30 protein-coding genes and 1 pseudogene are annotated in these 20766 nt (G+C 57.4%); 11 read left to right on the top strand and 20 right to left on the bottom strand.

Annotated elements, in window-relative coordinates:
* Positions 1–109: 109 nt before the first annotated feature.
* Complete coding sequence (locus ACR0JX_RS17180; RefSeq protein WP_480545005.1) at positions 110–502, top strand: META domain-containing protein; 393 nt, start codon at positions 110–112, stop codon at positions 500–502.
* Here ACR0JX_RS17180 and recO read toward each other — a convergent pair.
* Entirely contained in the window at positions 486–1211 is a 726-nt protein-coding gene (gene recO, locus ACR0JX_RS17175) for a DNA repair protein RecO (RefSeq protein WP_480545004.1), read from the bottom strand. The genes ACR0JX_RS17180 and recO overlap by 17 nt on opposite strands.
* A 166-nt stretch (positions 1212–1377) precedes the next feature.
* Between recO and ACR0JX_RS17170 the strand changes: the two genes are divergently transcribed.
* Positions 1378–1767 (top strand): VOC family protein, encoded by a 390-nt coding sequence (locus ACR0JX_RS17170; protein ID WP_480545003.1) that lies wholly within the window; start codon positions 1378–1380, stop codon positions 1765–1767.
* A gap of 49 nt (positions 1768–1816) precedes the next feature.
* Here the strand turns inward: ACR0JX_RS17170 and ACR0JX_RS17165 are convergent.
* Positions 1817–1900, bottom strand: a pseudogene (locus ACR0JX_RS17165) (DUF1491 family protein); the annotation flags it as partial.
* A gap of 118 nt (positions 1901–2018) precedes the next feature.
* Between ACR0JX_RS17165 and ACR0JX_RS17160 the strand changes: the two are divergent.
* A complete protein-coding gene (locus ACR0JX_RS17160) occupies positions 2019–2627 on the top strand; it encodes a hypothetical protein (protein WP_480545002.1) in 609 nt (202 codons plus the stop codon).
* Between the two features lie 4 nt (positions 2628–2631).
* Here the strand turns inward: ACR0JX_RS17160 and ACR0JX_RS17155 are convergent, their stop codons facing one another.
* The 12 genes from ACR0JX_RS17155 to folK form a co-directional block, all read right to left on the bottom strand.
* Positions 2632–2961 (bottom strand): DUF1491 family protein, encoded by a 330-nt coding sequence (locus ACR0JX_RS17155; RefSeq protein ID WP_480545001.1) that lies wholly within the window; start codon positions 2959–2961, stop codon positions 2632–2634.
* Entirely contained in the window at positions 2958–3866 is a 909-nt protein-coding gene (era, locus tag ACR0JX_RS17150; RefSeq protein WP_480545000.1) for a GTPase Era, read from the bottom strand. The genes ACR0JX_RS17155 and era overlap by 4 nt, the downstream gene beginning before the upstream one ends.
* 183 nt (positions 3867–4049) lie before the next feature.
* Positions 4050–4568 carry an N-acetyltransferase family protein gene (locus tag ACR0JX_RS17145; protein ID WP_480544998.1) on the bottom strand — a complete coding sequence of 173 codons (519 nt, stop codon included), beginning with the start codon at positions 4566–4568 and terminating at the stop codon, positions 4050–4052.
* A gap of 22 nt (positions 4569–4590) precedes the next feature.
* Positions 4591–5268: a ribonuclease III gene (gene rnc, locus ACR0JX_RS17140; protein WP_480544997.1), complete on the bottom strand. Its 678-nt coding sequence runs from the start codon at positions 5266–5268 to the stop codon at positions 4591–4593.
* Positions 5265–6092: a signal peptidase I gene (gene lepB, locus ACR0JX_RS17135; protein WP_480544996.1), complete on the bottom strand. Its 828-nt coding sequence runs from the start codon at positions 6090–6092 to the stop codon at positions 5265–5267. Before lepB ends, rnc begins: the two co-directional genes overlap by 4 nt.
* A gap of 31 nt (positions 6093–6123) precedes the next feature.
* On the bottom strand, positions 6124–6567 hold the full coding sequence (acpS, locus tag ACR0JX_RS17130; RefSeq protein ID WP_480544994.1) for a holo-ACP synthase: 444 nt from the start codon (positions 6565–6567) through the stop codon (positions 6124–6126).
* Positions 6564–7187, bottom strand: coding sequence for a LysE family translocator (locus ACR0JX_RS17125; protein WP_170531351.1), 624 nt, complete (start codon positions 7185–7187; stop codon positions 6564–6566). The genes acpS and ACR0JX_RS17125 overlap by 4 nt, the downstream gene beginning before the upstream one ends.
* Positions 7184–7930, bottom strand: coding sequence for a pyridoxine 5'-phosphate synthase (locus ACR0JX_RS17120; protein ID WP_480544993.1), 747 nt, complete (start codon positions 7928–7930; stop codon positions 7184–7186). The genes ACR0JX_RS17125 and ACR0JX_RS17120 overlap by 4 nt, the downstream gene beginning before the upstream one ends.
* Complete coding sequence (locus ACR0JX_RS17115) at positions 7923–8621, bottom strand: DUF2062 domain-containing protein (RefSeq protein WP_480544992.1); 699 nt, start codon at positions 8619–8621, stop codon at positions 7923–7925. Before ACR0JX_RS17115 ends, ACR0JX_RS17120 begins: the two co-directional genes overlap by 8 nt.
* A 16-nt stretch (positions 8622–8637) precedes the next feature.
* Entirely contained in the window at positions 8638–10770 is a 2133-nt protein-coding gene (locus tag ACR0JX_RS17110; RefSeq protein WP_480544991.1) for a RelA/SpoT family protein, read from the bottom strand.
* 25 nt (positions 10771–10795) lie between these two features.
* Complete coding sequence (gene rpoZ / locus ACR0JX_RS17105; protein WP_142639234.1) at positions 10796–11149, bottom strand: DNA-directed RNA polymerase subunit omega; 354 nt, start codon at positions 11147–11149, stop codon at positions 10796–10798.
* Between the two features lie 94 nt (positions 11150–11243).
* Entirely contained in the window at positions 11244–11813 is a 570-nt protein-coding gene (gene folK / locus ACR0JX_RS17100) for a 2-amino-4-hydroxy-6-hydroxymethyldihydropteridine diphosphokinase (protein ID WP_480544990.1), read from the bottom strand.
* A gap of 137 nt (positions 11814–11950) precedes the next feature.
* Between folK and ACR0JX_RS17095 the strand changes: the two genes are divergently transcribed.
* The 7 genes from ACR0JX_RS17095 (at position 11951) to ACR0JX_RS17065 (ending at position 16448) form a co-directional block, all read left to right on the top strand.
* Positions 11951–12526 carry a LabA-like NYN domain-containing protein gene (locus tag ACR0JX_RS17095; protein ID WP_353013357.1) on the top strand — a complete coding sequence of 192 codons (576 nt, stop codon included), beginning with the start codon at positions 11951–11953 and terminating at the stop codon, positions 12524–12526.
* 190 nt (positions 12527–12716) lie between these two features.
* The gene (gene ispH, locus ACR0JX_RS17090) at positions 12717–13667 is read left to right on the top strand and encodes a 4-hydroxy-3-methylbut-2-enyl diphosphate reductase (RefSeq protein WP_480544988.1); all 951 of its coding nucleotides are present in this window, start codon (positions 12717–12719) and stop codon (positions 13665–13667) included.
* On the top strand, positions 13664–14116 hold the full coding sequence (locus ACR0JX_RS17085) for a DUF3429 domain-containing protein (RefSeq protein ID WP_480544987.1): 453 nt from the start codon (positions 13664–13666) through the stop codon (positions 14114–14116). Before ispH ends, ACR0JX_RS17085 begins: the two co-directional genes overlap by 4 nt.
* Entirely contained in the window at positions 14113–14706 is a 594-nt protein-coding gene (locus tag ACR0JX_RS17080) for a class I SAM-dependent methyltransferase (protein ID WP_480544986.1), read from the top strand. The genes ACR0JX_RS17085 and ACR0JX_RS17080 overlap by 4 nt, the downstream gene beginning before the upstream one ends.
* Positions 14699–15166: a ribonuclease HI gene (rnhA, locus tag ACR0JX_RS17075; RefSeq protein WP_480544985.1), complete on the top strand. Its 468-nt coding sequence runs from the start codon at positions 14699–14701 to the stop codon at positions 15164–15166. The genes ACR0JX_RS17080 and rnhA overlap by 8 nt, the downstream gene beginning before the upstream one ends.
* A complete protein-coding gene (locus ACR0JX_RS17070; protein WP_480544984.1) occupies positions 15163–15786 on the top strand; it encodes a trimeric intracellular cation channel family protein in 624 nt (207 codons plus the stop codon). The genes rnhA and ACR0JX_RS17070 overlap by 4 nt, the downstream gene beginning before the upstream one ends.
* A gap of 65 nt (positions 15787–15851) precedes the next feature.
* Positions 15852–16448: a COG3904 family protein gene (locus ACR0JX_RS17065; protein ID WP_480544983.1), complete on the top strand. Its 597-nt coding sequence runs from the start codon at positions 15852–15854 to the stop codon at positions 16446–16448.
* A 46-nt stretch (positions 16449–16494) separates the two neighbouring features.
* On the opposite strand, the gene ACR0JX_RS17060 is transcribed toward ACR0JX_RS17065, so the two are convergent.
* From ACR0JX_RS17060 to def (ACR0JX_RS17040), 5 genes are read right to left on the bottom strand one after another with little or no spacing between them, the layout of a single operon-like run.
* The gene (locus tag ACR0JX_RS17060) at positions 16495–16731 is read right to left on the bottom strand and encodes a GlsB/YeaQ/YmgE family stress response membrane protein (RefSeq protein ID WP_170531376.1); all 237 of its coding nucleotides are present in this window, start codon (positions 16729–16731) and stop codon (positions 16495–16497) included.
* A 1-nt stretch (position 16732) separates the two neighbouring features.
* Positions 16733–16969, bottom strand: a complete 237-nt coding sequence (locus ACR0JX_RS17055) for a hypothetical protein (protein ID WP_480544981.1) — start codon at positions 16967–16969, stop codon at positions 16733–16735.
* Between the two features lie 7 nt (positions 16970–16976).
* Entirely contained in the window at positions 16977–17891 is a 915-nt protein-coding gene (fmt, locus tag ACR0JX_RS17050) for a methionyl-tRNA formyltransferase (protein ID WP_480544980.1), read from the bottom strand.
* A 2-nt stretch (positions 17892–17893) separates the two neighbouring features.
* Complete coding sequence (def, locus tag ACR0JX_RS17045) at positions 17894–18388, bottom strand: peptide deformylase (RefSeq protein WP_480544979.1); 495 nt, start codon at positions 18386–18388, stop codon at positions 17894–17896.
* Positions 18385–18903: a peptide deformylase gene (def, locus tag ACR0JX_RS17040; protein ID WP_480544978.1), complete on the bottom strand. Its 519-nt coding sequence runs from the start codon at positions 18901–18903 to the stop codon at positions 18385–18387. Before def (ACR0JX_RS17040) ends, def (ACR0JX_RS17045) begins: the two co-directional genes overlap by 4 nt.
* A gap of 97 nt (positions 18904–19000) precedes the next feature.
* Here def (ACR0JX_RS17040) and ACR0JX_RS17035 point away from each other — a divergent pair, with 97 nt between their 5' ends.
* Positions 19001–20173: a MalY/PatB family protein gene (locus ACR0JX_RS17035; protein WP_480544977.1), complete on the top strand. Its 1173-nt coding sequence runs from the start codon at positions 19001–19003 to the stop codon at positions 20171–20173.
* Positions 20174–20253: 80 nt separating this feature from the next.
* On the opposite strand, the gene ACR0JX_RS17030 is transcribed toward ACR0JX_RS17035, so the two are convergent.
* Complete coding sequence (locus ACR0JX_RS17030; RefSeq protein ID WP_170531387.1) at positions 20254–20607, bottom strand: hypothetical protein; 354 nt, start codon at positions 20605–20607, stop codon at positions 20254–20256.
* Positions 20608–20766 lie beyond the last annotated feature (159 nt).

The following is a 20766-nucleotide window of genomic DNA, read 5'->3' as shown; positions in this document are numbered from 1 at the left end:
GACCTTGGGTCAACTATGGCCTGAGTATTGCGGGAAGCCCTCAACTTGCTTGACGATTCCGGATTGACACGCCTAAAGGCAAAGCGTTCCAAGGTCGTAGGAGACTGATATGATCCGCCTTGCCTTTGCGTTACCGCTCATCGGGCTCTTGCAATGTGACCGGGATGAAACCGTGTCTGCCTATGGTGCGGCAGAGCAGACATGGCAGTTGCAGGAGATTGATGGCCAATTATTTGAGGCCAGCGCGCTGCTACGGTTTCCCGCAGACGGGCAGATTGCCGGAAATGCCCCCTGCAATAGCTATCAGGCGACGATCAGCGCGCCCTATCCCTGGTTCGAGATCGAAAACCTCAGCGCGACGCGTGCGGCCTGCGCTTCGCTCGAACTGGAAGGGACGTATTTTGCCGCGTTGATGGCGATGACTCAATCCGAGGTGTCGGGGAACGTACTGATCCTGCGCAACGATGCCGGGCACGAGATGGTGTTCAAAGCCGTCGAGTAAGTTGATCTACAAACCGCGCCCGTGCCTGAGGCAATGGCGTATGACCCAACGCAGGGGCGACGCGGTTTTCCAAAAAATAGCCCGTGGTCTGTAGGCCGGTTGCAACCTCAACATCCGGCGCATCGCCTTCGCCGCGCAGGCAAAGTGGCAATGGCAGCAACCGATCTGCCCAATCACCTGCGCCCTCTGTGCTGACCGCCCGCCCCGTTTTGGGTGAGACAAAGGCCAACCCCTCCGTCGCGCCGGTGACGGCGCAGGCTGACAGGTCCAGACCAAAGCCCAGTTCCTCAAGCAGCGCCAACTCCCACTGCAGATAGGCCAAAGGCCAAATGTCATCCTGTCCCAATAGGTCCATCAATTGTTCGGTCTGCTTGTAGATCGCCGGATGAGGCTCTCGCTCTGGCAGGCAGAAGGATAGCAGCGACACAACCGCGTTCAAACCTGACAAAGCCAACCGCCCGGAAAACGCCGCCGCTGCGCGGGACCGCAAAGGTTCAACCTGAAACGTGCCGATATGCTCCTCCAACCGCGCGCGCCACAGCACATCCAGCTGTGCGCCCGGCTGTAGGATCGGCGCAATCTTCCGGCTGGTCCCACCGCGCACGACCCCGGCATGGCGACCATGGGCTTCTGTGAAAACCTCGACAATCGCCGATGTTTCGCCGTGTCGGCGAGAAGTCAGAAGTATGCCGTGATCGCGCCAATCCAAGGCTGTATCCGTTCGGTTGTCTTGTCTATTCGCAGAAAATCTCATGCCCGCTGAACACACAAGGCAGAAACTGGCCTAGGGGATTTACAGGGTCGAACAATCGAATTGCGCGCTATCACCGCACTGGCTAATGTTCGCCCAATGTTCTTAGAAAGGAATTCAATCCATGTCTCTTAACTACGTAATGATCGGCTCAAACGACGTTGCTAAAGCCCGCAAATTTTACGACACAACAATGGCCGGAATTGGTGGCAAAGTCGTAGCTGAATACATGCCATACGCTGTCTGCTACCAACTGCGCTACGGCGGACGAATATGGGTTTCGCTGCCACATGATCAAAAAACTGCAACACCGGGTAACGGAAACATGGTCGGCCTGATGTGCGAAAGCGAAGATGAAGTGCGCAAAGTCCATGCAATCGCGATCGCCAATGGCGGCACCAACGAAGGCGACCCGGGACCGCGCCCGCAGTATGGCCCGGACTTTTTTGGCGCATATGCCCGCGATCTGGACGGCAACAAGATGAGCTTTGTCTATTTTGCAGACTTAGACTGAACGCGTTTATGTTCAGGCAAAAGAGTGGATACCGAACTCGCTAGAGTTCTTACTCCAACCCCTCTTCCCTTAACAGATGCCGCCCTTGCCTATCCTCGACCTCGATCACCCAAAGATCGGGGTCAAAGCTGCGTTAATACTCCAGAGTTTCTGCGCGTCTATATATGATTATCTGCACTTCTCAGAGCCCATCGTCTTCTCTAGTGCTCAATTTCACTTAAATCGATTCCTTCCACGTACTAATAGTTTGTATGAAAATCATCCGATACTCTGTACTAGCGCTCATTGCATTCATCGGTTTGTTTGTAGCGATGATCGCTATCCTTCGCCATCCTACAGTCTCTCTCGCCTTCTCTTCGTCGAGTTACAAACTGAAGACGACGGAATTGAATGGCCTGACAATCGCGGCACAAAAAGCCCCCATTCCGCTCTCCTTTGGGTGGGAAAAGCACCGCAGGGTGGTCGTTTGTGACGGCTCTGTCTTGTGTACCTCAGAGCATCTGATTGCCGATTATGCACGAAAGATAAACTTATACAGGCACGAAAATGGCTCAATCGTAATGGTAAATGACATTTGGATGATGGAGTTGAATCCGGGTCCGGCGATACGAATCTACGATATGCAAGAGGAAGCAGACGCCCGGCTACGGGAACCCGGCTGGAAATGTAACGAAACGGGATCTCTGGTGACATCAGGTTTCCCGGAATCTGTTTTCTTTAAGGACATGGAATATCTCGGAGCATTCTCGATGCGCCACAATCCCTCACAACCTATTTTCAGCATTGTCTATCGCGGAGCAAGGTTCGTGCCATCCACGTCGCATGGTGAAAAATTGTGTCGATATCCCTCCAGAGGTTGAGCTACTACTCCAACCCCTCCTCGCCCAACATATGCCGCCCTTGCCGGTCCTCGACCTCGATCACCCAAAGATCGGGGTCAAAGCTACGCTGTCTGGTCAGGGCGGCGTCAACATCACCCTCGGGCCCTGAGGATAGCTCAATCCATTTCCGCTCACCGCTCATAAGGTCAAAGCTGCGTTGATAGGCGATGGCCTGACCGTCGAGCGTGTTCATCTTGACCAGCACCGCGCCTGCAGTGTTGTCCCCATGGGCCACAACAAAAGCGGGGATATCCTGTAGCCGCAGCCGCGCCATATAGGCATGCACCCAAAATTCGGCCGTCAAGCGGGTCATGCGTTGCCGTCTTTGAAATCCAGCCCCATCTCCGAATAGCGCTCGGATTCTTCCAACCAGTTGGGTCGGACTTTCACCTGAAGGAACAGGTGGATCTTGCGGTCGAGAAACTCTTCCAACTCAGCCCGCGCAGCCTGGCTGACAGCCTTGATCGTCTCGCCGCGCTTGCCCAGAACGATGCCCTTGTGGCCGTCGCGCATGACATAGATGACCTGATCGATCTTGGCCGAGCCATCCTTGCGCTCTTCCCAGTTTTCGGTCTCGACCGTCAACTGATAGGGCAGCTCCTGATGCAGGCGTAGGGTCAGTTTCTCGCGCGTCATCTCGGCGGCAATCATACGCATCGAAAGGTCCGCGATCTGGTCTTCGGGATACAGCCACGGGCCTTCGGGCACCTCGCCAGCCAGCCATTTCCGCAGATCATCAACGCCGTGACCCTTTTCGGCCGAGATCATGAACGTCTCGGAAAAGGCGTAGCGCGCGTTCAGGTCGCTGGTCAGGGTCAGCAAGACTTCGGATTGAACCCTGTCGATCTTGTTGATGGCCAGCGCAACTTTGCGGCCCTGTCCGATTTCTTCCAGACCTTCAAGGATGCGTTCAACGCCTTCGGTAATGCCGCGATGGGCCTCGACCATCAGAACAACCACATCCGCATCCGCAGCGCCGCCCCAAGCGGCGGCGACCATGGCGCGATCCAGGCGGCGGCGGGGTTTGAACAGGCCGGGCGTATCGACAAAAACCAGTTGCGCGTCGCCCTCCATCGCCACACCGCGAATGCGCGCGCGTGTGGTCTGCACCTTATGCGTCACGATCGAGATCTTGGCCCCGACCATTCGATTCAGAAGGGTGGATTTGCCTGCATTGGGCTCTCCGATCAGGGCGATAAATCCGGCGCGTGTGGTCATGTGTGCTGCGATCCTGTTTGCAAGTGCGCACCCGTATAGCAGAATGGCGCTGCGGGCCAGAGGGATTTGTCGCGTTCCGAGCGGGTAGCGTAGTTGAGGAGCGTTCGGGAAGCTGGACGCTTCAGTGTCATGCCATCAAGCATTGGAAGACCGGGCCAAGCGGCTTTACCCAGCAGATTGACTTTAGGCTTGCCCTGGTATCGTCAAAGCCAGCACATGGTTCGGGTAGGCTTGATCCCCAATACGGAAATCCGTGACACCAACCTGCTCGAACCCTTTGGACAGATAGAAATCAATTGCGGGTTTGTTCTCGGAATTGGTTGTCAGCCAGATCCCATTCCGGCCTTGCTCCCGAGCATATTTGATCGCAACATCCAGCAATGCGGAACCTATGCCTTTGCCGTGATGGCGGGGCTGGACGTAAAACGTAAGGACTTCAAGATCGGAAAGCCCGTCAACAGGTGCAACGCGTTTCTCTGACAGGCGAACATAGCCGTCGATCCCGTCGCTGTTTTCCGAGACCATCAGCATATCACCCCCCTCTTCAAGCAGAGCCTCGAACTGGGCGGTCGTGAATTCGGATAGAACAAACTCGGCGAAGAATGCGTTTACACCATGCCGCAGGTAGGTACTGATCCAGACCTCAATCGACAATGCCGCAAGGCTGGCAGCGTCCGTTTTCTCTGCGGGCCTGATCTTCATGTTCCGACTTCGGCAAAACAGCTCAACTCAACTGACCCAACAGAGATTTCGCAGCAGCCTGCTCGGCCTGGCGTTTTGAGCCTGCGGTCGCCTGCGCCTCAGTGCCATCTTGCAAACGGGCAGCGATGGTGAAGATGGGGGCGTGGTCAGGGCCGGTGCGCTTGACCTCGACATAAGCCGGAGGTTTCTGACCGCGGGCTTGCGCCCATTCCTGCAGCGCGGTTTTGGCATCACGGGCGTCGGCTTCAACCTTATGAATGCGCTCGCCCCATAGGGCTATGATGACGTCCCGCGCCGCCTCAAAACCAGCATCACGATAGATGGCCGCGATGACCGCCTCCATCGCATCGCCAAGCAGTGCCTGTTTGCGGCGACCACCCGACAGCATCTCGGACCGGCCCAGTTTCAGGACGGCCCCCAGATCAATCTGGCGAGCGACATCTGCACAGGCCTCTTTGCGGACCAACGCGTTGAAGCGCGGCGCCAACTGGCCTTCGGTGGCTTTCTTGTCCGCCTCTAGGAGCGCAGTCGCCATAACCAACCCCAGCACACGGTCCCCCAGAAACTCCAACCGCTGGTTATCGGGCCGCGTGGCCGAAGACACTGATCCATGAGTCAATGCGCGCACCAGCAGTTGGGGATTGGTGAATTCGTATCCCAAACGCTGCTGGAATGCTTTTATCTCGGATGAAAGCTTCAATTCACCGCCTTAAAGAACCGATCCCCACGCCAGGTCCAGAAGAACAGCATGGAGCGCCCGGCGGACGAGAACATGATCCGGTCAGCACGGCCAATCAGGTTTTCGTAGGGGACATAGCCAACGCCGCCAGCAGATTGCGGCAGACGGCTGTCGGCGGAGTTGTCGCGGTTGTCCCCCATGAAGAAGTAATGGCCTTCGGGCACTGTATAGATGCCGGTATTGTCTGACCCTTGATTGCCGATGTTCAGCACATCATAGGACACGCCATTGGGCAAAGTTTCAATTAGGCGCGACTTTTCGCAGGTGCCGCCATTTCCAACCGGCCCGTTTTCACAGCGCGGGCGCAGGCGTTGCGGCCCCTGGGGTTCGGCGATTTCTGTAAACACCCCGTCAGGCTGTTGCGGCACCGGCGTGCCGTTCAAAATGATCTGACCTTCGCGCACCTGAATGCGGTCACCCGGCAAACCGATCAGACGTTTGATGTAGTCCCGCCCCGTAACCGGATGTCGGAATACAATGACATCACCGCGCTCGGGCTCGCCGCCCCAGATACGCGTGTTGTCATCGCCGGGCAGCCAGCCACAGATGTCTTCGGCATCGATATTCATGAAGGTCAAGCTGGGGCAGGAGGCATAAGAGTAGCCATAAGCCATCTTGTTCACGAACAGAAAGTCGCCAATCAGCAGGGTCTGCTTCATCGAGCCGGAAGGAATCCAGAACGGCTGAAAGAACAGGGTGCGGAAAACGCCCGCGATCAAAAGGGCATAGACGATGGTTTTGATCGTCTCCCACACGGGGTTACCTGTTTTGGCGTCCTCGGCCATACTGCTCTCCGGTCATTGAGTTGTTGGGATGCTACATGCGGGGCGACTGGGGCCAAGTCAAGGCCGCAGCCGTGTCAGCAAAGGGTCTGGCCTCAATCACCACGAAAGCCTGCGCCCAAGGGTGATCATCCGTCAGCGTGACGTGGATGATCGCCTCATACCCTTCGGGCGTCATTTCCCTGAGCCGTTCGGCCGCCCAACCGGTGACATGCATCACGGGTTGACCGGTTTTAAGGTTGGTGACCGCCATATCTTTCCACGAGATACCCATACGCAAACCAGTGCCCAGCGCCTTGGAACACGCCTCTTTCGCGGCCCAGCGTTTGGCGTAGGTGCCAGCGGTGTCAGCGCGGCGTTCGGCCTTACGCTGCTCGATCTCAGTGAAGACACGGTTGCGGAACCGGTCGCCAAAGCGATCCAGCGTGCCTTGAATGCGGTCGATGTTCGCGAGATCTGTGCCGATACCGAGGATCATTGCAACCGCACCGTCAGGATCTTGTAACTCGCCAGCCCGAAGAACCCGGCAAATGCCAGGTCAAACCAGCGGCGGGCGCGACGGTAACCTTGGACCATGCGGCTTGAGGAAAAGAGAAAGGCATAGCCGATAAAGATCAGCAACGACCCGACATAGAGCAGCGCGAAATACCCAAGCAACATCAGCAAGCTGGCATCGTTCGGCGCGACAATGGCGTAGATAGAACCCCAGCTGAGGATTGCCTTGGGATTGGTTAGGTGGATTGCAGCGCCTTTGGCAAAGATTGTCGGCAGAGAACCTGTGACAGGTTGGCCCAAAGCAACTTCATCCGAGGTCATCGCGCGGCGCAGAGCTTTGAAGGCAAGCCAGCCCAGATAGGCCACGCCCACATATCGGATGATTTCGAATACCCAGACATTGGCCAGCATGATCGCCGACAGGCCCAGTGCAGCGGCGATCCCCCAGGCTGCAGAGCCAGCACAAATGCCCAACGCGAAGGCCAACCCGGCGCGGCGGCCTTCGTTCATTGCGGTTCCTGCGATGCCCATGGTTGCAGGCCCCGGAGAGCCCCCGGCCATGATCCAGGCAAACCAGATCGCAATGAAGCCGTATGTGATCACGCGCGCGCCTCATCCATCAGACGACGCATCTGCTGGATGGCAGGCGTGAGGCCCAGAAAGATCGACTCGCCAATCAGGAAGTGACCGATATTCAGCTCTTTCACCTCAGGGAAGGCAGCGATCGGCTGAACCGTGTCATAGGTAAGTCCGTGGCCGGCATGCACCTCAAGCCCCAGAGAATGGGCAAAGCTCGACATTGTGCGCAGCGCCTCAAGCTCGTGGGCAGCCTCCTCCATGCGGCCTTCGGCATGGGCATCGCAATAGGCACCGGTATGCAGCTCGATAACCTCAGCCCCGATGCGATGCGCAGCTTCGATCTGGCGTTGATCTGCAGCGATGAAGATCGACACACGGCAACCTACGTCGCGCAACGGCGCAATGAAATGCGCCAGCTTGTTTTCCTCGCGCGCGACCTCAAGCCCGCCCTCGGTTGTACGCTCCTCGCGCTTTTCGGGAACGATACACACAGCATGCGGTTTGTGGCGCAGGGCGATTTTCTGCATCTCGTCCGTTGCCGCCATCTCGAAGTTCAGCGGGACCGACAGAACCTCCATCAGCCCGTCGATATCGGCGTCAGAGATATGGCGACGGTCTTCGCGCAAATGGGCGGTGATGCCATCGGCCCCCGCCTCTTCGGCCAGCTTGGCAGCGCGAAGAGGGTCAGGATAAGCCCCGCCACGCGCATTACGTACGGTGGCGACGTGGTCGATGTTTACACCCAGGCGCAAGAGGTTGTCAGACATCGTTCGATTCCTTTTTCAATGTTTGACCCGAGCCTAGGGGTTTTGAGGTCAGGGCGTCAGCCGATTCTTCTGCCCGTCGTTTGATTTCTTCGAATTTCGCTTTGATCTTATCGCGGCGGCGTTGCTGATACGTGCGGATCAGCGGCAGGCTGAGGTAGTGGCATATGGCACCGGCCAAAAGGCCGGGTAGAATGCCCCCAACGAGGTAGGGATAAAACACCTCGTAGTAAAACACGCCAAGCCCGTGCCAGTCCGCGACACGGTCGGTGAATATCGACAGAAAGTTATTTTTGAGATCGCCCAACGCGCTGGCGAACTTACCCATCAACCCGCGCTCAACACTCTTGTCGAACTCTGTGCCCAGAATGAAATGGCCTGTTTGTAGGCAGATCACACCAATCGGTACATAAGTCAGGGGATTACCAAAGAACGTCCCGCTGAGCGCCGCAAGGATATTGCCGTTGATCAGGCGTGCACAAAGCGCGGCAACAACGAAGTGCATCCCATAAAACGGCGTAAAGGCTGCAAAAACTCCGGCGCCGATGCCACGGGCGATCCGATCAGGGGAATCCGGCAGACGCCGCACCCGATGTTTGACGTAGTGAAATGCGCGGGTCCATCCACCGCGCGGATAGACGAACTCCGATGCGATCTGGACAGGCGAGCGTCGATCTCGGCGCTTGAAAACCACTCGCGATCACCCCTACTCAGCCAGCTGCCACAACTGGTTTCGCCTGTTCCCTGTGTCGCTCAACGGCGGCGACATCGCTTTCAGCCTCAAGCATCAGCATAAGCGAATGCAACTGTTCCAGGTCACGCAACTCAACATTGATTAGCAACCGGTAGAAATCTGGTTTCCGATCAACAAACTCCAGGTTCGAGATATTGGCCTTTTTCTCACCAATCAATGTGCAAATTCGCCCCAGCACCCCCGCGTCATTGCCGATGGTCAGATCAAGCGTCGCACCGTAGGCGGCGGGGTGCGTGCCGGAATGCCAGTGCAAATCGACCCAGCGTTCCGGTTCGCTTTCGAACTCGCTCAGCCGGTTACAGTCGATGGCGTGCACCACCACGCCTTTGCCACGATAAGTGATGCCGACAATGCGTTCGCCGGGCAAAGGCTGGCAGCAGGGCGCACGGTCGAATTTTTGCCCCGGTTCCAGACCGATCACCGCGCGGCGCATGGGGACCGCATCACCTTCGTCCTTGGTCAGCTCGGGATAGACGGCCTCGACCACGTCATGGGCGGTGAGTTCTGCGCTGCCCAGACGAGCGAGCAATTCGTCACGATCTTTCAGACGCAGGTGCTTGGCGGCGGTATCCAGCGCTTTGTCGGTCGCCTTGCGGCCCACATGTTCAAAGCCCGAACGCGCCAGTTCTTTGCCCAACCGAATAAAACGCTCGCGGTCAACTTCGCGCAGCGCGCGACGGATCGCGGTGCGGGCCTTGCCTGTTACCGCGATCTCAAGCCATGTGACCTGCGGCGTCTGCCCATCTGCAGTGATGATATCCACCGATTGTCCGTTCTTGAGCCGGGTCCATAGCGGTACGCGAATGCCATCCACCTTTGCTCCGACACACGCGTGCCCAATCCGGGTGTGGATCGCATAGGCGAAATCAATCGGCGTCGCCCCGCGCGGCAATTTCACCACATCGCCCTTAGGCGTGAAGCAGAAGACCTGGTCGGAGTACATTTCCAGCTTTACGGCTTCGAGGAAATCTTCGTGGTCTTCTTCGTTGTCGAACTGTTCAGTCAGGTTCGAAATCCACTTGGCCGGGTCCACGGCAAACGGGTTTTCAGTGCGCACGCCATCGCGATACGACCAATGCGCTGCGACCCCGGTTTCGGCGACGTCATGCATCTGACGGGTGCGGATCTGCACCTCAACCCTCTTACCATCGCGGCCCGACACGGTGGTGTGGATCGAGCGGTATCCGTTCGATTTCGGCTGGCTGATATAATCCTTGAACCGCCCAGGCACCGCGCGCCAACGCTGATGGATGGCCCCAAGCGTGCGATAGCAATCCTCCTCGGTCATGGTGATGATGCGGAACCCGTAGATGTCGGACAGCCGCGAGAAACCCTGGTCTTTCTCCTGCATCTTGCGCCAGATTGAATAGGGTTTCTTGGCGCGGCCAAAGACCTCGGCCTCAATCTCTGCCTTTTCCAACTCATGGCGCATATCGCCGGTGATCCGATGGATCACATCGCCGGTTTCGCGTTGCAGGGTGATAAAGCGGCGGATGATCGACTGGCGGCCTTCGGGGTTGAGAACGCGGAAGGCGAGGTCTTCCAGTTCCTCACGCATCCATTGCATCCCCATCCGGCCTGCAAGTGGCGCATAGATATCCATCGTCTCGCGCGCTTTTTGGACCTGCTTTTCGGGGCGCATCGCCTTGATCGTGCGCATGTTGTGCAGACGGTCAGCCAGCTTGACCAGAATGACCCGCAGGTCCTTGGACATGGCCATGAACAGCTTGCGGAAATTCTCAGCCTGTTTGGTTTCGCGGCTAGAAAGCTGCAGGTTGGTCAGCTTGGTGACGCCATCCACCAGCTTGGCGACCTCATCCCCGAACAGCTCGGCCACTTTGCCGTAGCTGGCTTTGGTGTCTTCAATCGTGTCGTGCAAAAGCGCCGTGATGATCGTCGCATCATCCAGACGCTGTTCGGTCAAAATGGCGGCAACGGCAACGGGATGGGTAAAATAGGGCTCGCCAGAATGGCGGAACTGCCCCTCATGCATCTGATGGCCAAACTCATAGGCCCGCTCGATGCGCTCGGCATTTGTCTTGGGATTGTAATTGCGGACCAGCGCAATCAGGTCTTCTGCTGAAATCATCCGGTCCGCACCTTTATCGCTGGGGTTAACCCTGGCCTTGCGCCTCCATCAGAGCACGCAGGAGCTTTTCTTCGGACATGTCGTCATCGGCGGGCTTGTCCGTTTCTGCACCCATCAGCAATGCCATCTGATCTTCTTCGGGCTCATCAACCTCGATCTGGGTCTGGTTGGCTTCGATCAGACGCTCGCGCAATTCATCCGCGCTCTGGGTTTCGTCGGCGATCTCGCGCAGCGACACGACAGGGTTCTTGTCGTTGTCACGGTCAACGGTGATCGGACCGCCGGCAGAAATCTCGCGCGCCCGGTGGGCGGCAAGCATCACCAGTTCGAACCGGTTCGGAACCTTGTCTACGCAGTCTTCAACCGTCACGCGGGCCATTGGGCGCTCTCCGTTACTGAGTCCATGTCAGGAAGAGGTTTATCTAAGGCCGATTGTACGCCTTGACAAGCAAGAAATGCTGCCCCTGCACCAATCACAGTGGCGTGACCTCAGCCACGTCTGCAGCGGGTAAGGCAGCCATCATCTGCATCACAGTCTTGTTCAGCACCGGATGCCGCCAGTCCGGCGCAATGTCGGCCATAGGAATCAGCACAAACGCCCTGTCCTGAAGACGCGGATGCGGTAGGATCAGCTCGTCCGGGGCCGCCCGCGCCTGCAGATCCGGATCAAGATCACACCAAAGATCGAAAGTGGCGCGATCTGGCAATACCTGATCCGCGTAGCAGATCAGATCCAGATCAAGGGTCCGCATGCCCCATCGCTGCGCGCGTTCTCGACCGAACTCATGTTCCACGGCATGCAAATCCTGCAACAACTCCACCGGAGCCTTGGCCGTTTCAATCGACGCAGCCGCATTCACATAATCAGGCCCCGCACCTGCGGGAAAACACGGTGTGGAAAAAAACCGGCTGACGTCGCGAATCACCAGGCCCTTCTCCGAAAGTGCCGAAAGCGCCTGCCGTAACGTCAAGTGCGGCTCAGTTCGTCCCAAACTGAGATTTGCCCCCAAGGCAACGATGGTTTTTGGCACAGAATCACTCATATGAGGCCGTATATTCGGTCAACTGCATACTTGCGATGCCCAACAAAAGCCCTAATTATAGGGGCACCAAAGCGCGACATTTTTACACCCACTCACACATCACTCACCGCGCTGTATTATACCGGAAGGGACTATTTATGTTTTATAAAGACGAACGGCTAGCGCTGTTCATCGACGGCTCCAATCTTTATGCGGCCGCCAAAGCGCTTGGATTTGATATCGACTACAAGCTGCTGCGACAGGAATTCATGCGCAGAGGTAAACTGCTTCGGGCTTTCTATTACACAGCGCTTCTGGAAAATGATGAATATTCTCCGATCCGTCCGCTTGTAGACTGGCTGCATTATAACGGCTTCACCATGGTGACCAAGCCGGCCAAGGAATACACCGACAGCATGGGGCGTCGGAAGGTCAAGGGAAACATGGATATCGAGCTTACCGTCGATGCGATGGAACTGGCACCGCGGGTTGATCATATCGTGCTGTTCTCGGGCGATGGGGATTTCCGCCCGCTGATTGCCAGCCTGCAACGACAGGGCGTGCGCGTTTCGGTGGTCTCGACCATCCGCAGCCAACCGCCGATGATCTCGGACGAGCTGCGCCGTCAGGCCGATAACTTCATCGAACTGGAAGACCTGCGCGACGTGATCGGGCGGCCCCCCCGCGAAATGCCGGTTGAACCCCGCAGCGTCGCAGTCGCTAGCGGAACCTGATCGAAGCTTAACCTCCAAAGGCTAGTAAGGTTGCGCGGCCAGGGCTCACTGATCTGGCCGCGCTTCATTAACTATAGCTTGGTGCTCAAACACCGGCTGGCTAACACCGATTCATGTCAGATGGATGACAGATCTGGCGGCTGGACCAATGCCGGGAAAAGACTTACCTGTGCCGTAAGGAGACACCGACATGATCAAGCCACCATTGACATTGTACCTGGCCGCGCCTCGCGGATTTTGTGCAGGCGTAGACCGGGCCATCAAGATCGTCGAAATGGCGCTGGAGAAGTGGGGGGCGCCTGTCTACGTGCGCCACGAAATCGTTCACAACAAGTTTGTCGTCGACGGTTTGCGCGACAAAGGTGCTGTCTTCGTGGCCGAGTTGGACGAATGCCCGGATGATCGGCCTGTGATCTTCTCGGCTCATGGCGTTCCAAAATCTGTCCCGGCTGAGGCATCCAGGCGCGAGATGCTGTTTGTAGATGCGACCTGCCCGCTGGTGTCAAAGGTGCATATCGAGGCGCAACGCCATTTCGATGCCGGTCTGCAGATCGTGATGATCGGCCATAAAGGGCACCCGGAAACGATTGGCACGATGGGACAGCTGCCCGAAGGCGAAGTGCTGTTGGTCGAAACGGTCGAAGATGTCGCTGATATCGAGGTACGAGACCCGGACAAGCTGGCGTTCGTGACCCAGACCACTCTGTCGATTGACGACACGAAAGACGTGATCGCCGCCTTGCAAGACCGCTTTCCAGCCATCGTAGGGCCGCACAAGGAAGACATCTGCTACGCCACCACAAACCGGCAAGAAGCTGTCAAAGCCGTGGCCCCAAAGTCAGACGCCCTGTTGGTGGTCGGCGCTCCGAACTCGTCAAACTCGAAACGTCTGGTCGAGGTCGCCTCACGCGCCGGATGCAGCTATGCGCAACTGGTTCAGCGCGCACCCGATATCGACTGGCGCGCCCTTGAGGGCATTGCCAGCGTGGCCATCACAGCCGGTGCCTCGGCCCCCGAGCAACTGGTGAACGAAGTCGTTGACGCTTTCCGCGAACGCTATGACGTTACAGTTGAGTTGGCTGAAAACGCCGTGGAAAACGTGGAATTCAAAGTGCCCCGTGTGCTTAGGCAGCCGGCATGAATGGTGTGCCCAGGGCCGCACTGTACTTAGGTCTGGCGGGGTTGATCCCGTTTATCTGGGGTGCTTTGACTTATCTAAACAGTGATCTGAACGCGTGGGGTTCACGGCAGTTTGGCGCGCGTTTCGTAGGGCCATATATCCAGCTGTTTTACGGCTCGGTCATTCTGAGTTTCATGTCGGGGGTGCTTTGGGGTTTTGCAACCAAAGCATCAGGTAGCCGAGCAACAGTGGGGTATACCCTGTCTGTTCTGCCTGCGCTCTGGGCCTTCTTCATGACAGGTGGCGGGCCTGTGAATGCAGGCAACAATCTGATTGCTGGCTTTGCGGGGCTTTTGGTCTTGGATGCCATCTTTTGGTACTGGGGTTTGGCACCCAACTGGTGGATGCGACTGCGCATTCTGCTAACCGTGATTGTACTGCTTTGCCTAGCAGTTGGAGTTTACCTGTGAGCAACCGCAACACCATATCCGTCTATGACGCTCAGGCGACGCGCTACGCCGAGCTGACGAATGAAGACAATAAGGGCGATCCTCAATTAGGTCGGTTCATCCAAGCAGTGCCCGCCGGTGGCAAAGTGCTGGATTTCGGGTGTGGACCGGGCGCATCCTCTGCAATCATGGCCAAGGCCGGATTACAAGTCGACGCAATGGATGCATCGGAAGAAATGGTGAAACTGGCCTCGGAACACCCCGGTGTATCGGCCAGACAAGCCACGTTTTCCGACCTTACAGTCGTGGGCATCTATGATGGCATCTGGGCCAATTTTAGCCTGCTGCATGCCACGCGGGCAGAATTTCCCAAACACCTGAGCGCTATTCACCGCGCACTGAAACCCGGTGGTGCGTTCTTTATCGCCATGAAACTGGGCGAAGGTGACGGGCCTGACCGTTTGGGTCGATATTACAGTTACTACTCCGAGGACGAATTGAAGACTTATCTGGAAGATGCCGGCTTCAACATCACGAACCGAAGACGAGGCAGCGGTACTGGACTTGACGGCTCGGTCTCGGAATACATCGCACTGGCCGCCCATGCCTGAACTGTTCGCCTACACGGACGGAGCCTGCTCTGGCAATCCCGGCCCCGGTGGTTGGGGCGTGCTGCTGCGCGCGATCGAGGGTGAGAAGGTCCTGAAAGAGCGCGAGTTAAACGGTGGCGAGGCCGAGACAACGAATAACCGCATGGAATTGCTGGCCGCAATCAGCGCCTTGGAAACGCTAGAACGCGCATCCCGTATCACCATCGTGACCGACAGCGCCTATGTAAAAAACGGCGTCACCGGCTGGATTTTCGGGTGGAAGCGTAACGGGTGGAAAACGTCGAACAAAAAGCCCGTTAAGAATGTGGACCTATGGCAACGTCTGGATACCGCGCAAGAACGCCATGATGTGACCTGGGAATGGGTCAAAGGCCATGCGGGTCATCCCGAAAATGAAAAAGCCGATGAACTGGCCCGCGCCGGCATGGCCCCGTTCAAACCCAAAAAGGCGCAGGCGTGAACGGGCTTGCACTGCTCGACTATGCCTCGGTCCTGATCTTTGCATTGACCGGCGCGCTGGTTGCAAGCCGGGCGCAGCTTGACCTTGTTGGGTTTGCATTCATGGCCTGCCTGACGGCGGTGGGCGGCGGCACCGTTCGGGACCTGCTACTGGATCGTCACCCTGTCTTTTGGGTTGGTCAGCCCGATTACATCCTGATCGCAGTCGGCGCCGCTGTTCTGGTGTTTTTCACCGCTCATCTGGTTGAAAGCAGATATAACTGGCTGGTCTGGCTTGACAGTTTCGCCCTATCCATCGCTGTTGCTGCCGGAACAGGTGCCGCGCTATCGCTGGGCCAATCCGGGATCATCGTGGTGTTGATGGGAGTTACAACCGGATGTCTGGGCGGCCTGATGCGCGATGTGGTTTGCAATGAGGTGCCTCTGGTACTGAAACAGGGTGAGCTCTATGTTTCCTGCGCCTTTGCGGGCGCGTTAAGCGCGGTTTTGGCCACCAAGTTCGAGTTGGAGGGCCTGCTGGCTCTTGGGTTATGTGCTCTTGTTTGCTGGGTTCTCAGAGCTGGCTCTTTGCTGTTTGGCTGGCAACTACCGGTTTACAAGGCCCGTCCACCGCGACAATAAGCTCGATACCAACGCACCATCTTTGGGCTGTTTGCAGTCTGCCAAACTTTGGAGATCAAAGACTGATGAAAGCATATGCGATTTTGACGGGTCTAACCGTCCTGACCGCCTGCGCGGAGCAATATACACCCGTCAGCTTTGTCGCCCGAGGGGATCAGATCATTGCGACCGGCACCATTGATCACACAACGCTGGAGGCGTTTGAAGAGGTGATTGGACAGAACCCCCAAGCCAAAACGCTGGTATTGCAGCAAATTGAAGGATCGGTCGATGACGATGCGAATGTCATCTTCAGCCGCGTTGTTCATGAGAGCGGGATGACTACGGTGGTGCCCTCTGACGGGTTGGTCGCATCGGGCGGGACCGACCTTTTTCTGGCCGGGAACACCCGTGTTCTACAACCCGGCGCCTGCGTCGGTGTCCACAGCTGGAGCGGTGGGGGATTGGTTGCAACAGAGTTGCCAGAGGATGACCCTGAACATGACCGCTATCTCGACTACTTCGAAGATATCGGCGTGGACGAAGACTTCTACTGGTTCACGCTCGAAGCCGCCCCGGCTGAAGACATGCACTGGATGACCGCGGCCGAAGCGAACCGGTTCGATATGACCAGTCTCACCGCAACTCGTCTGAGCTCAGCAACAGTTTGCGACGAACGCTAAGACGCGCATTGCATTTGCTCGGACAGCATAGGGCCAAAGAAGCTCGCTATCGACGACGAATTGCCTGCCAAATCCAGATCACCAGCAACGCCCCGAGTACAGCCCCCACAAATCCAGATAACCAGCCCATCATCGTCGCCAGGGCCCGCAGAAGGAAACCACCAACCAGCGCTCCTACAATGCCAATCAACATCGTCGTAGGGATATCGGATTCGATCCGCATCAAACGAGTCGCCAGAAAGCCCGCAGCGGCACCGATGATGATCAGGGCGATAACGGGCATGTCACTTCCTCCAATGGGTCGGCACGATGATCAGCGCCCCGATAGAGGACAAAACTGCATCCAGCCCCGGAGGACCAAAGCTGATGCCGAACATGATGCGCACGAAATAGAACAGAAATGCCCCGCCCACGCAGATGATGATAGATTGCAAATAGCCATTGTGAGTGAAGCGGGTTTTCTCGGACAGGTAGCCAACAATCCCGGCGATCACCACAGTACCCATCAAGACCATGAACATGAATGCGCTACTCCGATACCAATCGCGTGCCGGGTGGGATCGGCCAGCCCCGCAGGAAGGTTTCCCGATCCTGCGCACCTTTGCCTGCCCTTTGCAAGCGCAGTAGCTCAACCGCGCCCTGCCCGCAGGCCACCCGCAGATCATCGTTCAAAACTTCACCGGGCGCGCCCTGCCCCTCAACCAGGCGCGAGGACAACAGCTTGATCCGCTCTCCATCGATCTCGGTCCATGCACCGGGAAATGGAGAAAGGCCGCGTATCTGGCGATCAACCTCGGTAGCGCTGCGTGACCAGTCGATCCGCGCCTCGGCCTTGTCAATCTTCGAGGCATAGGTGACGCCTTCGTCGGGCTGCGGCTCGGGCGTCAGATCAGACAGGCGGTTCAGCGCTTCAACGATCAGCTCTGCTCCCATAACTGACAGGCGGTCGTGTAGCTGTGCTGTTGTCTCTTCGGTCTGGATCGGTGTTGCTTGCCGCAACAGGACGGGGCCTGTATCCAGCCCAGCCTCCATCTGCATGATACAGACGCCGGTTTCTGCATCCCCCGACATGATCGCACGATGTATCGGGGCCGCCCCGCGCCAGCGCGGCAATAGGCTGGCATGGATGTTCAAACAGCCCTGCGCAGGCGCATCCAGAATGGCTTGTGGCAGGATTAGCCCATAAGCGACCACAACCGCCACATCGGCGTTCAAAGCAGCAAAGGCGACCTGTTCTTCCGCTGATTTCAGCGACACCGGATGACGTACCATCAGGCCCAGCGCCTCGGCGCGTGCATGAACTGGCGTCGGGCGATCTTTCTTGCCGCGGCCCGCCGGACGTGGCGGCTGACAATAAACGGCGGCAATCTCATGCCCGGCCTCGACCAGCGCATCCAGAACCGGGACCGAGAAATCGGGCGTACCCATGAAGACGACGCGCATCGTTACCCCTGTTTTTTGGCTTTGCGCAACAGCATGTCACGTTTGACATTGCTGAGCCTGTCGAAATACATCTTGCCGTTCAGATGATCGATTTGGTGCTGCACGCTGGTGGCTTCGATCCCCACGAAATCGCGGCGGTCGATCATGCCGTTTTCGTTCAGGAACTTGACCGTTACGGCACGCGGGCGTTTCACCTTGGCCGAAACACCCGGCAGGTTGGGACTGGCCTCATCATGCTCTCGCAGCTCGATTGAACTGTGCAGGATTTCCGGGTTTGCCAAACGCACCGCCCGGCCCCGTTCGGTTGAGCCATCCACCACGGCCAACCGCAACATCACGCCGATCTGCGTGGCAGCAAGGCCAACGCCTGGCATCGCCTCCATCGTGTCGATCATGTCGTCCCAGATGGCGCGGATTTCATCCGTGATCTCGGTAACGTCTTCGGCCTTGGTGCGCAGGCGCTTGTCGGGCCAGGGCAGGCAAGTCCGAACGCTCATGCCCGCGCCTTTTCACGCTTCAGCTTCTGCATTTTGCGCGTGATCATCTGCCGTTTCAGTGGCTTGAGGTAGTCGATGAACAGCTTGCCATCCAGATGATCGATTTCGTGCTGCACACAGGTCGCCCAGAGCCCATCGAAGGTTTCTTGCTGCAGGTTGCCGTTCTGATCCATCCAGGCGACATCAACGACCTTGGGGCGCGTCACCTCGGCATATTGTTCGGGGATCGACAGGCAGCCCTCTTCATAGACATTGGTCTCATCGGAGGCGGCAATGACCTCGGGGTTGAACATGATCAACGGGCGCGGCGCCTCGCCCTCTTCCTTGACACAGTCCAATACGATCAACCTATCCAGTACACCAATCTGCGGCGCAGCCAGGCCAACGCCGGGCGCGTCATACATCGTCTCCAGCATGTCATCAGCCAGCTTGCGCAAATCATCCGTCAGGTCAGCCACCGGTGCGCAGACCTTTTTCAGACGTGGATCAGGGTGGATCAAAATAGTGCGTTTCATGGGGCTGATTTAGGACATCGCGCGCGCCGCCGCAACGCCCCCCTTGCACGTGCTGCAATTCCGGATAGCTTGCGAAACGATCATACAGGAGACACCCATGAGCTTTGACGACCTCATCAACCGCCACGGCACCCATTGCGCCAAGTGGGACATGATGGAGCCGGTCTACGGCGTGCCAGCCGATGACGGCCTTGCAATGTGGGTCGCCGACACCGACTTTCGCGCACCGCCACCCGTTTTGAATAAGATGCGCGAGTTGCTGGATCATGGCGTTTTTGGCTACGTAAACCTCGACCAACCCTACACGGACGCCATCCGCTGGTGGATGCGCACCCGTCACGACTGGGCGGTCGACGCGGATGCGATCTTTACAACCACGGGTCTGGTCAACGGGGTTGGTATGTGCCTGGACACCTTTACCAACCCGGGTGACGGGATCGTATTGTTCACCCCGGTCTACCATGCCTTCGCCAAAGTCATCCGGAATTCAGGGCGCGAAGTTGTTGAATGCAAGATGATCAATACCGATGGACGGTATGAGATGGATTTCGACGCCTATGACGAACAGATGACCGGCACCGAGAAGATAGTCATCCTGTGCTCACCGCATAATCCCGGCGGCCGCGTCTGGAGCCAGGACGAGCTGCAAGCCGTTGCCGATTTTGCCAAGCGTCATGACCTGCTGATCCTGTCGGACGAGATTCACCACGATCTGGTCTTTCCGGGTCACACTCATATCCCGATGCAAAACGCTGCCCCCGAGATTTCCGACCGCTTGCTGATGCTGACTGCGCCATCAAAGACGTTCAACATCGCAGGTCTGCACACCGGTCAAGTGATCATCCCCGACCCTGAATTGCGCGGCAAATTCGCCAAACGTATGGCTGCCTTGTCGCTTGCACCCAACTCGGTCGGCCAATTTGCAACGGCAGCCGCGTATTCGGCAGAAGGTGCGGCATGGGTGGATGATCAGGTCGCGTATATCGACGCGAACCGCCAGATGTTCGACACGGCCATCGCGGGCATCCCCGGCCTCAGGTCGATGCCGCTGGAAGCAACATACCTTGCCTGGATCGATTTCTCGGGAACCGGGATGGAACGTGCCGAATTCACCAACCGTGTCGAACAGACCGCAAAAATCGCGGTCAACCACGGCACAACTTTTGGTACAGGTGGTGAAAACTTCCTGCGCTTCAATCTGGGAACCCAGCGCGCGCGGGTTGAGGACGCCTGTGCGCGGCTGAAAGAGGCCTTCTCGGATTTGCAATAAGCGATCTGCTTTTGCGTAGAAAACACAAAGCCGGGCGTACTTCCTTACGGAGCACCCGGCTTCGATCTAGCCTTAAGGCCCTAGTCCTCGTGTCCCAACAACGCGATTGGTGCGTCCGGTGCGCGGTAGAAATCCAGCGGTGCCTTATCATGCGCCGCTGTGCTGCGCTTGAACTCGTATCGCATCTCGCCGCCTTCATCCTCATCCGCGATGATCAGGCACTGGTACAGATGGTTCGCCCCGTCGTAGATATCGACCAGCCCGCGCAGGCGTGGCGTGGTGGCAGCCTCAACCGTGAACCCATCTTTCCACAATTTCAGAATCTTGTAGGTATTGTCGCCCATCTCAACCCGCAAACGGCTGGATTTTTTCAGGGCAGCGATTCGAGCGGCATCTAATTCGGCGCGAATCTCCTTGGAAACATAAGTACTCATCAAACTATTCCCCCTCTTGTATCCATTATTGTGGGCACGCGAGCGTAAAAATCCAGTGAACTTCGTCACATAGACCTGAGCGGGTGGCAAAATGTTGCGCAGCCATCGCAGGCCTAACTGTGCAAAGGTGCAGGCCAGATGCGCATAAGCTGATGTGGC

Source organism: Ruegeria sp. AH7 (assembly GCF_056541325.1).
The sequence above is the reverse complement of the archived record's forward strand: the minus strand, read 5'-3'. Positions and strand labels throughout refer to the sequence as shown.